The sequence below is a fragment of the Niveispirillum sp. BGYR6 genome (assembly GCF_027568365.1).
Taxonomy (GTDB): domain Bacteria; phylum Pseudomonadota; class Alphaproteobacteria; order Azospirillales; family Azospirillaceae; genus Niveispirillum.
Genome location: NZ_JANLNL010000026.1, coordinates 1 through 12,829 on the forward strand (window position 1 = coordinate 1; position 12,829 = coordinate 12,829).

The window sequence follows — 12,829 nt, forward strand, 5'->3', positions numbered from 1 at the left end:
ACCTCATTCCACCCTGGGCGGGATGTCACCCGCCCAGTTCGCAACGTTCAGGACCGGGGGCATGCCCCCGGTCCTGAACGTCACTCAACCCCAATACCAAACCAGAGGTCTCTACTTATAAACGGTGAGGTTTTGGGGAGCAGGTCACAACGACAAGCGGCTGAAAGCGGGCTATCGCGCCCGCTTCGGCAGGCCCGTCCATGCCGACCTGCAAGCGATGCGTGTCGAACAGGGACGCCTGTTGCTGCTGGACGGTGCATCGGTGACGGATGCCTCCCTTACGGTCGGCTATGCAAATCCCAGTCACGTCGCCAGGCTTTTCCGCCGCGCCTATGGCATGACACCCAATCAATGCCGATAACCGGTTTCCGATTTTCGATAACTGTGACGTTGAAGTCTGGATATCTGATTTATACTCGTGGATGATGGGCCCAACGCTGGGCCTGAAACTTTGCTGGCATGGGAAAAGGTCAGGCAAAGAAATGTAGTTTCATCGGCAGGATAGCCGCCCCCAGCGCAGTGGCATCACCCGTAGCCTCAGACGCCACGATCCGGGGAAGCGGGCGGTTCAGGCCACGGCGGGGAATTTCTCGCAGGTTGATCCGCTCGATCATCCGGTTTGCCAGACCCTGTGGTAAACGGCCGCCCACGACAATCGCCTGGGGATCGACAATGGCGGCACAGATGGCGCAGACAAGGGAGAGGGAATCCCCGATCCGCCACAGCCAATCATCCACGGCTGGCGCCTCAATGCTGATCGCCGCCAGCATGTCGGCAATGGTCTCATAGGCTTCGCCTTTCAGGGCGAAACAGTGGCGCAGCAATTCCAATGTCGGGGAGGTGTAAAGCTGTGTCGGCAAGCTGGCGGCGAACTCCCCGGCGTTACCGTGCGTGCCGCGCATCAACCGACCATCAATGACCAGCCCGCCGCCAAAACCGGTTGCGACATAGAGATAGGCGAAATTCCGCGCCCAACGCCCGACACCAACCAGGCTTTCCCCCACCGCAGCGACATTGCCATCATTGTCCGCCCAGGCAGGCCGGTCGAACTCTGCCGCAAACAGGGCGGCGACATCGACATTGAACCAATCGTCCAGCGTATGGGGCGGGTTGAAGCGACCGGCATCCCCCAGGGCGAAACCGGTGATACCAACACCGATCCCCATCACCCGCACCGGATCAACCCCGGCCTGATCACATAATTGCCCGAACCCCTGCCTGACCACACCCAGCACGCCGGCCCGCGACATCGGCTTTGGCTGGGCAAAGAAATAACCCCGCTCCCGCCCCTCGAAATCCACCAGCATGACGGAAACCGCATCCGCCATCACCGAAACGCCCAGCATATAAAGCCGGTCGCCGTTCAGACTGAGCAGGGCGCTCGGCTGGCCCCGCCGCCCACGGGAAATGCGGACACCTTGCTGGAGGAAACCCCGCTCGATCAAATCCCCGATCACCCGCGACACGGTTTGCTGGCTGAAAGCCGTGCGCGCGACGATATCGCTTTGCGTCACATCATCCCCGGCGGCGACGAGCGACAGAAATTGCCTTTCCGTGGCGGTGACGCAGGGCCAAGCCTCCGCAGGATGCTCTAATTTCACCATCACCAGCCACTTCCGATCTGTCCAAGGCGGGCAAGATGACCCATTATCCGGCGGCTGGTCAAGGCAGGTTGACCATCCACACTAAAACTCACAGAAGGTTTATTGATGTATCGTCCATCCACATAAATCGGAGAAATTATAGATTTCCCTCCCGATCTGGCCAGAAGCCGTCATGTGAGCGGATTTTTTCACGAAAATATAGAAAATTAATAAGTTAAATACCTGTATAGAGTAATATCTTGCCAGGGTTAACCGCCCTCTGGCAGCGTGCCGGCTGGCCAATCAGGATGCGGGAAGGGGGGAAATCGGGAGCGTGGCGACGTGCGGATCAGGTGTCATACGGGGGACCAGACAGGTTTGGAGGACCAGCCTGTCCTGGCTGAGAGGGTGATGGCCAGAATCAGACAGATTGCCCCAGCCATGAGGGGGGCCCCAGTCATCAGGGCGGTGAGAATGCCGCTGCTTTCTGCGGCACGATAATCAAACAGCGACAGGATACCACCCAACACCAAGGCAGAAATGGCCTGCGCCATCTTGGAAGCGAAGGTGAAGCGACCGAAATAATGCAGGCTGCTCTGCGGATCACTTGCGGCAACCTTGGCCAGCAAGGCCCATAATACCATAAGCACGCCCCCACTGCCTGCCCCAAAGGCAAAGGCGCATAGCAGGAACGCCGCCTTGCCACCCGCAATGGCTAAGGGAAACAGCACGCTGGCCGCCATCAGCACCAAAGCGGCCCGGCGATAGACCAAAGGCAAGCCCAATCCGGCTACCAGCCGGGACCAGATCAGTTGTGAGGCCGCCTGGCCCACCCCCGCCGCCAGCATCAGATACATGGCCGCCGTCCCTAACCCGACAACCGGGGCGACATAGGCGATGAAATAGGCCTCCAACTTGCTGAATACGGACAGCAGACCCGAGACGACCAGGATGGAGCCCAGCACATAGCCCCACAGTCGGGGCGAGACAGGTTCCGCCAATTCCGGTTGGTGCCCTCCTGCCGGTCCGATTGCGGTTTGCGCCCGTCCTGCCAGATGCAGCAGCAGCGAAACCGCCAGCACCATCAGGCCAAGGCCAAGTGAAAACCACAGGAAATCACCAAGCCGCTGCCCCCGGCTGATTGCCGCGACCCAGGGGCCGACCAGGACGGCGATCAGAACAATGGCCAGCCCCGACCCGACATAGCGCACGCCCGCCACCTTGGTGCGGCTGTGATCATCGGATGTCACCAGCGTCATGATGGCGTTCTGTGGCACATCCAGCAAGGAATAGCCGACCCGGAAAAGGCAAAGCGTCATCAGCGCATGGGCGAAGCGAAGCTCCAGCGGCAGAGAGGGAGAAAGGGCGAAGATCGGCAAGGTCATGCCGCAGACCAGACTGCCCAGCAGCTGCAGCCTGGTGGCGTTGGCAAGGGTCTGCACCCGGTGACGCAAGCCCCAGCCCAGCCCCAGATCGGCAAAGGCATTCAAGATCAAGGACAGGGCAAGCAGCAGCCCCATCGCCGCCGCTGACAAACCCACCAGTTCGGTCAGGAAAAAGGCGAAAACCAAGTTGCTGCTATGCCAGAACAGGCTTTTGCCGAAATGGGCAACCCCATAGATGGTCAGGAACGGTAATTTCGACAGCGATAATCCCGCCATGGCCATCGGCCTCCGGTCACCTCACCCGGCGACAGGAAGCAAGGAAAAGAAGGTGGAGGCAAGCGGCAAGGTTGCAGCCCCCACCGCCGCGGCGCGGGAGGATACTTCCGCCGGCAGGATTTGGGGCAATGGCATGGCCCGCCCGCGACGGGCGGCGGCATCCAGCGCCGCATGATCAAAGGCGGCCTTTTCCGCCAGGCGACCAGAAAGGGCCGGCGGCAGACGCCCCCCCAGCACCACGGCCTGCACATCAAGAATATGCCCCGCTATCTTGGCCAGCACATGCAGCGATGCCGCAGCCTGTTCCACCCAGCCATCCAGGCCCGGCCAATCGGGATCAAAGCCTTCCACCAGTTCCGTGATCCCGGCCAGCGGCACCCCGTGGCTGATCAGATGCTGGCGCAGGCTTTCCAGTGTTGGGATGGGCAGGCCGGCATTGCTGAGAATCCCGCCCAGTTCACCAGCATTGCCGAAGCGGCCCCGGCGCAGGCGACCATCAAGGATCAAGCCGCCGCCAAAACCGCTGGCGACATTGACATAGACAAAATCATGGATCCGCCGTCCCACACCCAGCAGGGCCTCGCCAACGGCGGCGGCACTGGCGATATTTTCCACCTGTACCGACAGGCCGAACCGTGCAGCAGCAGGGGCGGCCAGATCGACCAGCGCCCAATCCTCCAGCTCCGGGCTGGGATTCACCTGGTCCCCCTCCCCGATAAAATACCCGGCAACGGCAATGCCGATCCCCACCAGCCGCTTGTGCGGCAGCATCCCGCGGGCCACCAGATCATCCATGAAGCCGGTCAAATTGGCATAGATCCCCGCTTGGGTCATGCCCGGCGCCGTGACCTGGGCCACCGCCCGCACCGCGCCGCCCAGATCCATCAGCACCGCCTCGGCATAATCGCTCATCACCGACAGGCCGATGCTGAAGGCGGCATCGCCTTGCAGTGCCACCCGGTTGCTGGGCTGTCCGCGCCCCTCTGCCACCGCTTCGCCAATCATCAGCAGGCCGGCACCCGCCAATTCTTCCGTCACCCGGAAAATGGCTGGGCCGGACAAGCCACTTTCCCGGATCAGGCTGGAACGTGTCAGCGGGCCGGTACGGCGGAGCAGCGACAAGACCGACTTTTCCCGGTCCGTCAGCCCCCAGACAACGGGAATGTCTGCTGCCGGGTGCAGGCGCTCTTTTTCAGGCAATCGGGGCAAGATGTCCGGTTCCAGCAACGGTTCAATTCCCTGCTTTTCTATCCCCGCGCACGGAATGTCGCAACGTGAAGCAAGAGCTTCATAAAAATATCATGCAGCATGATATATAATAGGCCATCCCCCCTCACCGTGGCTCCATCATGAAACGACACAACCCTCCCCATTCCCCCCGGCGCTGGTTTGCTGCCACCATCAGCCTGCTGGTGGCCGCTGCCGCCCCATCTTCCGCATTGGCGGATGAAACGGCGGATACGCCTGCGCTGGAAGAGATCGTCGTCACCGGCTTCCGGGCGGCCAACCGCGCGGCCGTCAAGGCCAAGCAGGATTCTGATGTCATCATCGATGCCATCAGCCAGGACGATATTGGCCGCCTGCCCGACCTGAACATCGTGGAATCGGCCCGCCGTATTGCCGGCCTGTCAACCGTGGGCGGGCTGGATCCGACGAAAAACCGAGATATCTACCAGCGTGTCACCATCCGGGGGCTGGACCCGAAATATAACCTGATCACCCTGGACGGGGTGCCGCTGGCCAGCAGCGAGTGGACGGTGCGCGGGGCGCGGCTGGAACAGTTCCCCAACTCCCTGGTCTCGCGCATCGAGGCGGTGAAGACCCTGACCGCCCAATATGATCCGCATGGGCTGGGCGGTCAGATCAACATCGTCTCCCGCAGCGCCTTCGATGCCAGGCGCACCTCTGCCCTGGCCGTCAATGCCTCTGGTGGGCTGAATTCCACCTCTGGCGATTTCATGAACGGGCGGCACCCCAACTTACGGGCCGATGCCACCGGTTCCACCCTGTTTGGCCGCGATGATCAATTCGGGGCCGTTGTCTCGGCTGAATATCAGAAACTCTGGTCGTCGGCTTTTTCCGAACTGCCGGGTGACACCAACGGCAATGGCTGGACTTATTATACGGCCTCTGGTGCCCAGACACCCTATGCCGCGCAATCCAGGGACGGCATTCTGGTGCCGATCCGCCCGCAGGATTTCCGGTTCGACAATAAACGCTCCCGGTTCAGCATCAATGGCAAGCTGGAATGGCGACCGAACGATACGGACCAGTTTTCGCTTTTTGCCGGCTATTACAAGGATAAGGATGACGAATTCCGGGCCGAGGTTCTGACCAATCCGGGCGGGGTGCCGACCGGCGTCACATCCAGCAACGGCAGCTTCCCCTTAGGTGACCTGCAGCAAGGTATTGTTCTACAGCCGCAGGAACGGGAAACCACGTTGGTCACCGGCAAAGGCAGCATGGCGCTGACCGATGATATCAAGCTGGACATGGCCGCATCCTATTCCGTGGCAGGCTATGATGAACAGCGCATTTTCCAGAAATGGGCCGGCAAGGTGACCCCCGGTCGCGTCAGCACCGGCACCCTGCCGGCGTTTGGCTATGATTATACGCTGGTGAATGGCGCCCCCCGCATCACCCACAAGAATGCCAACCTGGGTTCCGACCCATCGGCCTATAGCGCGCTTTATGTGCGTGATGTGCGCCGGGACAGCGATTCCCATATCGCCTTTGCCCGCACCGATCTTTCCTATAATGCCGATAAGGATGATCAGGGTTTCGGCGCCCGCCTGGGGGGCAGTTTCACCCGCACCTTGCAGAAATTCGACGGAAGCTATCAGGAACTGACCCCCGCCAATACCGCAGCCCAGACAGCCATTGGCGGGCTGGGGCCGGTGATTTTCAGCGACCGGTTCCCGTCCCGCGATCACAGCATCATGCCCTATCTGGTGATCGACCCGGACAAGGTGCAGAAGCTGGTGGCCAGCAACCCGTCGCTCTGGGTTGCCACCAATCGCGTGGCCGACAATTTTGCCGATGATTTTCATGATCTGGAGGATGTTTCCGCCCTTTACGGCCAAGCGCTGTTCCAGAGCGAGAGCCTGACCCTCAATGCCGGGCTGCGCTATGACAAGACCGACCTGAAGATCGACACCTGGCAGGTGCCCCCCGGTGCGGCGGCTGTGGATTATCGAAAATTCCGGCGGGATGCCGGCTACGATTACTGGCTGCCCTCGCTACTGGCCACCTGGCGCTTCAACGAGGAGATGCGGCTGACCGGTGGCATTTCCAAAACCATCGGACGCCCGGATTTCGGCCAATATGCCGCGCGTACCACCACCGCCGTCAATCCCTCCGGCAACCTGTCGGTCAGCACCGGCAACCCGGACCTGAAACCGCGTGAGGCGGTGAATTACGACATCTCCTATGAATGGTACAGGGGCAGCGGCATGATCTCCGTCGCCGCCTTCTACAAGGATATCAGCAACGAGATCTTCACCGGCAGCAATGATGTGACGAATGGCACCTATCAGGGGGTGACCTATCCGCTGATCACCTACAGCCAGCCCCTGAATGCCGGCAAAGCCCATGTGCAGGGGCTGGAGCTTGGTCTGGTTCAGGATCATTTTGATTTCCTGCCGGACTGGCTGTCAGGGCTGGGGGTTTCCGCCAACCTGACCTGGCTGGACGGTTCCTTCGATCTGCCCACCAGCAGCGGCGCCCAGGCCGTGGGCCAGCCCAAGGTCCGGGCCACCAGCGGCCTGATCCAGCAGCCGGACTATATCCTGAACACCACCCTGTTCTATGTGGTGCAGGATTGGGAGGCGCGGCTGTCGGTCAATCATATTGGCCGCGCCTTGCAGCAGGCCAGCCAGGACACGCCCGAACGTGACCTCTATCAGGAACCGCGCCTGCAGCTGGATATACAGTTTCGCTACAGCTTCAGCGACCAGCTGGACATGATCCTGCAGGGCCAGAACATCACCCAGGAAGCCTTTGAGGTTCGCCAGGGTCCAGGCCGTGCCTATCTCAACAACCTGTTCCCGGTCGGATCGACCTGGTGGGCCGGCTTCTCCTGGAAATCCTGATCAAGGTTGATGACCATGCAAAACAGAATGCGGTGGATGGTCCGTGCAGCCCTGTTGGGCCTATCCCTGGCGGGGGGGCTTACGGTATTGGCCGAAACCCCACCGGATGCGGACAATGTGCAGGTATTGGTAAAATTCATCCCGCGGGCCGGCAAGGCGGCGGATGGCAAAGTGCAGTTCGTGGCGGAAAGCTGTCCCGCCTGCCAGCAGTTGCACGATCCGGCCTATGAGAAGTTCAACAGCCGGGAAAGCATTCTCCAGCTTCGGGTTCCACGGGGGCGAGCGCTGGAACTGGCCTTCCGGCTGAAGCCGGATCAGGGAGACCGGGTTGCGGTCAATGACGCGATCCTGCCCACCCGGCGCGAAGGCGACCGGCTGGTTCTGCCGCTTCCGCCCCTATGGGAGGATGCGGAAGCTGCTTCCACAATGGAAACGGATATTGAGGAACCGGGGTTGGTGGTGCGGGTCGAACATGCCGATCCGGCCCGCCGCGCCGGCGCCTATGCGGACGGGCCGTTCCCGATGGTGGAGCGACGGGCCGCCGACAATCTGACCTTTGCCCAGCGGGAAGTGATCCGGCGCCTGAAACTGGGGGAGCATGTGGCAGAGGAAAAGATCGGCACCATTCAGCTGATGGGGTTTGACACCAATTACCCGGCAGGCCATCGCGATGCCCCGCCGCATATCCATATGCATCTGCGCTGGCCCCACAATGTTGGCACCCAGATCGGTCATTATTATCTGGATGGTACTGGCCTGCTGACAGAAAACCGGGGTGGCATCCGTCCGTTCAAAAGTTCAGAGCGGCTGTTCAAACGCGGGGAGACCATGCCTACCCTGGATAATCAGGGTCGCATTGTCTATGCCCATACCATCACGGCAGAGGGCTGGTTGCGTATTGACCGGCCAGAAGTGGGATCCTGCCTGTTATCGCCAACCGGCTCCGGGTTCCATGAAGGAGTGTTGGTGGATTGCGGGCCCTTGGGGCGCACGGATGTCCTGATGACCGACGATATCAAGACGGGCGTCATGATCGTGCGGACCGGAACGATCATCGAAACCTTCCGATATGATCCGGATACGGGCCGGCTGCTGACTGCCCTGACCGCACCGCCCCTGCCCCTGTCGGCCCGCCTGCCCAATTATTGATACCCGATCCTGCCAGGGGTCGCTCACCCCGATCCCTGGCATTAAATCCCGAGTAGAGTTTTTTACCTGTACCCCGTCGGAAAACCCTCGGCATTGAAGCATCACCCCGGGACATTCCTGCTCTTTCCCGAAAATCAGGGAAGGTTGATGGCCTAAATCTCGCCAGACTTCGATAAAATGTAACATTAAACACTCATAAGGAGTGATATTAAGTCCCGGCCGACGGGGCTTTTGCGAGGGGAGATCAGGATGCAAAAAAGGACAATATCGGCCCGACAGCACTGGCTGTCGGGGGTAACTATGCTCGCACTGTCGGCCACGGTGCCGGCGGCAGGGGCACAGCAGACGGAGCTGTTGGAAGAAATCGTCGTCACCGGCTATGCCCGGCAGAATGCCCGCGCGGTGGAAGCCAAGCGTGATGCGGCCCAGATCGGCGAATTCATGTCCGGTGACGATATCGGACAGCAGCCGGATTATAATATTTCCGACAGTTTCCGCCGCCTTCCCGGCGTCCAGACGGTTTTTGACGAGGATGAGGGGCGTTATGTCGGGGTACGGGGGCTCAACCCCAATTTCACTTTCGGCGCACTGGACGGTTCCGCCATCGCCACGGCGGAACGGGGCAACCGCCAGCTGAATATGGAGGCGATCCCGACGACGGCGGTAAAGCGCCTGGAGGTCTATAAATCCCGTACACCGGATATTGAAGGCAATGCCATTGGCGGGACCGTCAATCTGGTGACCCGTTCCGCCTTTGATTCCAGACGGACCTATATTGTCGGCTCGGCTTTTGTGGGAACGGGCGACAGCAAGGATGTGCCAGGCAAGAACTTCAACCGGAAAAGCGATGATGGCGTCAATTTCCGGGGCGACGGCACCTTTTCCACCCTGTTCGGGCCGGAAGAACAGTTCGGCCTGCTGCTGACCGGTTCCTTCAGCCGCAAGCGGCGCGACCAGGAACGCAACAATCCTGGCAATTACACGCTCAGCAATGGCGTGGCTGTGGCCAGTTCCATGCTCATGCAGGGCTATCCAAATACAGTTGACCGTTATGGCGGCACGGCCAAACTGGAATGGCAGCGTGATACGGATTTACAGGTCAGCCTCAGCGGCACCTATTTCTCCCAGGATGATAACGAAGTGCGCCTGTCGCACCAGCTGACACGCGGCACCGTCGATGCCGCCGCCACCGGCGGCAACAAGGCCCGCGTCAGCAGCGCCGGCGGCTTTGCCCGTTTCAATGATTTTCCCATTGAGAAGCCATTGAGGGTGTTCCAGGGCAATATCGATTGGAATGCCGATGAGAACCAGACGATCAAGCTGCGCGGTTCCTACTCGAAGGCCACATTTCTGGAAGCCTCCAACCAGCTGCAGTTCAACCTGCCCTCCTCCACCGCCAATGCCTATGACTATACGATCAAGGACGGTATTCCGTCCTTTACGCTGATCAACCCGTCGAGCTTCAACAATCCCGCCAATTATGCTTTTGCGTCCTACAATCCATACCGGGATAAAAGCGACGATGATATCCGCGAAGGGGCCATCGATTACGGCTTCAATACCGAACGCGGTGATCAGGGCTGGGGCTTTGGGGCGGGGCTGAAATATCGGGAAAATGAACGTAATTTCGATACCCGTCAGGAAATCTATCGACTGGCGCCGGGCCGCAGCTTGACCCTGGCCGATGTGCTGCTACCGAGCAGCTATGTGCCGATTTATTCCAGCAATCCGATGCTGATCATCGATTATCGCCGTTTCGACAATTTGAAGACCAGCAACCCGTCCCTTCTGGTCCGCGATGAGGCGGCCACGGCGCTGAACGCATTGCGCAATGATTATAAGGTGACCGAGAAGGTCAAGGCGGCCTATCTGCTGGGCCAATATGCAGGGGATGATTATACGCTGATCTTCGGCGGACGGTATGAACAGACCGACAGTTCGGTTGAGGGGTACCGGGTGGCCGGCAGCAGCCTGACGCCGCTTCGGCGCAAGGGTGATTATGATGATTTCCTGCCGTCGATCAGTGCCAATTACAATATCACCGAGGCGCTGAAACTGCGCCTTGCCTATGCCAAGGCCATTGGCCGGCCCAATCCCAGTGACCTGGGAACCAACGAAACCCTGAATCAGGCGAACCTGACCCTGACACGCGGCAACCCGGAACTGACGGCGCGCAAGGCAGATAATTACGATCTGTCACTGGAATATTACCTGCCGGACGATCAAGGCATCCTGTCCGCCGCCACCTTCTACAAGGACATCAAGAATGATATTTTCAGTGCCGCCATCGGAACCCAACTGATTGACGGGACACGCTACAGCGTCACCCAGCCACAGAACCTTTCCGGCTCCCATATCTATGGGGTGGAGCTTGGCTTTATCCGCAACCACCTGGATTTCTTGCCGGGGTTTCTGGCAAATTTCGGGATTTCCGGCAATGCCACCTGGCTGAATGCCCAGGCAGACCTGCCGGGTGGGGTCACCTTCGATCGTTTGACACAACAACCGACCTGGCAGGCCAACGCGGCCCTGTTCTATGAACAGGGGCCGTTCAAGGGCCGCATCTCTTACGCCTACACGGGAAAGCTCTATACAGCAATCAGCGCCAGCGATCCGACAAGTAACCGTTATGACAAGTCCTTCAACCAGTTGGATCTGCAGGCCCGCCTGCAACTGGGTCCGTATGACCTGATCGGCGAGGCCCGCAACGTCACCAATGAACATCGGGAAAATTACGATGGGCTGGGGGTGCGCGATCTGAACTATTTCGGGCGCCAGTTCTGGCTGGGCGTGGCCTTCAGGCTGTGAGGAAATGGCGGTCGGGTGCCCCTGCTGTGCGACCGCCATATCCCGTTGAGGAATTATACCAATCCGCCGAGGGTTTGACCCCTGGCGGATTGGAGGCCGGCGACCGCCGGCCCGCCGCACGTGCGGCGCAAGCCAAGGGCGCGGATGCGCCCGCCCGGCGACTGAGGGAACGCAAAATCTCCCTGGATCGGTCACGATCAAGGGAGATTGGTATTATGGGAATTCCGGAAATGACCATTATGAAAATACTCAAACGCCCTTTCCATCTGGGGGCGGGCCTGACATTCCTGCTGCTTGCCGCCTGTTCTCCGCTGCCAGGTATCCCGCTTGCCCCCGGGATCGGCTATGAACAGAAGATCGAAACCGGGGCTGTCCCCGAACGGGTCCATATCGTTTTCATTGATCTGCAACAACCGGGGTTGCGTTTCGCCGTGACTTCCGGTGACAACACACGCGGCATGGAACATGTCGCCCGGCTGACCAGCGCCTATCTGGTGGAAAGCCATGCACGGCTAGCCTTCAATGCCAGTTACTTCCTGCCTTTCCACGGCGGCAGCAAGGGCGGGGAGGATTATTACCCCCATGTTGGCGACCCGGTGAATGTCTCCGGTGCCGCCATCGCCCAGGGCGTGGCTGTCTCCCCAGTGGAAACCGGCCTGGATGACAGGGTGGACAGCATGCTCTGTTTCAAACAGGCGCGGGTGGTGATTGTGGATGGTCAGCAATGCCCGGCCCACTATACCGACGGTGTGGCCGCCGGCCCCCGGTTGCTGCGGGCCGGACAGGCCATTGCTTCTGCCCTTCCCTATGCCACCCAGCGGCATCCGCGCACCGCTTTTGGTCTTTCAAAGGATGGCCGGCGGGCCTGGGTGGTCATTGTTGATGGCCGTCAACCCGATAGCGCCGGCATGTCCTTGGCAGATTTGACAGCCTTGTTCGCGACCCTGGGGGCCAGCGATGCCATCAACCTGGATGGCGGCGGCTCCTCCACCCTGGTAACCGCTGATGGGCATGGGGGTGCAATGCTATTGAACCGCCCCATCCATACCGGCATCGTGGGGCGGGAACGACCGGTGGCCAACCATATCCTGCTGTTCGTGCCGGGAAAACCCGGCCTATTGCCCGATCTGAATGTACCCGCGACACCCTGAATTATACCGCGTCCCGGTGATCGGCGCCGACGACCGGGACGCGGCGCTACTGACCTGCCCAGAGGCGCAACGTCCATCAACCCGAGACGGAAAAGGCGACCTTGGGCCTTTCCGGAACCACCACCCGCACCGCGACCAGCTGACCTGCTCCCCAAAACATCCCCGTTTATAAGCAGAGACCTCTGGTTTTGTATTGGGGTTGAGTGACGTTCAGGACCGGGGGCATGCCCCCGGTCCTGAACGTCACTCAACCCCAATACAAAAGTAAGCGTCAGCCGTTCCCCGCGTTTTTTTTGTTTTTCAGGCGTTTGGCGGCAGCGTTTCTGCGGTTTGCGATGCGGCTGAGAGCGTATTGCATCGGGATTTCATCGATGGTGTGGGGATCG

Annotated in this window: 7 protein-coding genes; 4 read left to right on the forward strand and 3 right to left on the reverse strand. The window is 60.2% G+C overall.

Translation table 11 applies throughout. From position 1 onward, the window contains the following. Positions 1-470: 470 nt before the first annotated feature. From PCJ49_RS24565 to PCJ49_RS24575, 3 genes are all read right to left on the reverse strand, one after another. On the reverse strand, positions 471-1,604 hold the full coding sequence (locus PCJ49_RS24565) for an ROK family transcriptional regulator (RefSeq protein ID WP_269913306.1): 1,134 nt from the start codon (positions 1,602-1,604) through the stop codon (positions 471-473). A gap of 335 nt (positions 1,605-1,939) precedes the next feature. Then, positions 1,940-3,244, reverse strand: coding sequence for an MFS transporter (locus tag PCJ49_RS24570; protein ID WP_269913300.1), 1,305 nt, complete (start codon positions 3,242-3,244; stop codon positions 1,940-1,942). A 21-nt stretch (positions 3,245-3,265) separates the two neighbouring features. Then, complete coding sequence (locus tag PCJ49_RS24575) at positions 3,266-4,453, reverse strand: ROK family transcriptional regulator (RefSeq protein ID WP_269913301.1); 1,188 nt, start codon at positions 4,451-4,453, stop codon at positions 3,266-3,268. Positions 4,454-4,593: 140 nt separating this feature from the next. Here PCJ49_RS24575 and PCJ49_RS24580 point away from each other — a divergent pair, with 140 nt between their 5' ends. From PCJ49_RS24580 to PCJ49_RS24595, 4 genes are all read left to right on the forward strand, one after another. Further along, positions 4,594-7,335 carry a TonB-dependent receptor gene (locus PCJ49_RS24580; protein WP_269913302.1) on the forward strand — a complete coding sequence of 914 codons (2,742 nt, stop codon included), beginning with the start codon at positions 4,594-4,596 and terminating at the stop codon, positions 7,333-7,335. A 36-nt stretch (positions 7,336-7,371) separates the two neighbouring features. Further along, positions 7,372-8,484, forward strand: a complete 1,113-nt coding sequence (locus tag PCJ49_RS24585; RefSeq protein WP_269913303.1) for a hypothetical protein — start codon at positions 7,372-7,374, stop codon at positions 8,482-8,484. 300 nt (positions 8,485-8,784) lie between these two features. Next, positions 8,785-11,292, forward strand: a complete 2,508-nt coding sequence (locus PCJ49_RS24590) for a TonB-dependent receptor (RefSeq protein ID WP_269913304.1) — start codon at positions 8,785-8,787, stop codon at positions 11,290-11,292. A 239-nt stretch (positions 11,293-11,531) separates the two neighbouring features. After that, positions 11,532-12,443, forward strand: coding sequence for a phosphodiester glycosidase family protein (locus tag PCJ49_RS24595; RefSeq protein WP_269913305.1), 912 nt, complete (start codon positions 11,532-11,534; stop codon positions 12,441-12,443). The last annotated feature ends 386 nt before the right edge of the window (positions 12,444-12,829 follow it).

What these genes read in the sequence shown, in the direction of transcription:
- PCJ49_RS24595 (WP_269913305.1), top strand. Translation starts at nt 11,532, where the DNA reads ATGAAAATACTCAAACGCCCTTTCCATCTGGGGGCGGGCCTGACATTC.
- PCJ49_RS24570 (WP_269913300.1), bottom strand. Translation starts at nt 3,244, where the DNA reads ATGGCGGGATTATCGCTGTCGAAATTACCGTTCCTGACCATCTATGGG.
- PCJ49_RS24580 (WP_269913302.1), top strand. Translation starts at nt 4,594, where the DNA reads ATGAAACGACACAACCCTCCCCATTCCCCCCGGCGCTGGTTTGCTGCC.
- PCJ49_RS24590 (WP_269913304.1), top strand. Translation starts at nt 8,785, where the DNA reads ATGCTCGCACTGTCGGCCACGGTGCCGGCGGCAGGGGCACAGCAGACG.
- PCJ49_RS24565 (WP_269913306.1), bottom strand. Translation starts at nt 1,604, where the DNA reads ATGGTGAAATTAGAGCATCCTGCGGAGGCTTGGCCCTGCGTCACCGCC.
- PCJ49_RS24585 (WP_269913303.1), top strand. Translation starts at nt 7,372, where the DNA reads ATGGTCCGTGCAGCCCTGTTGGGCCTATCCCTGGCGGGGGGGCTTACG.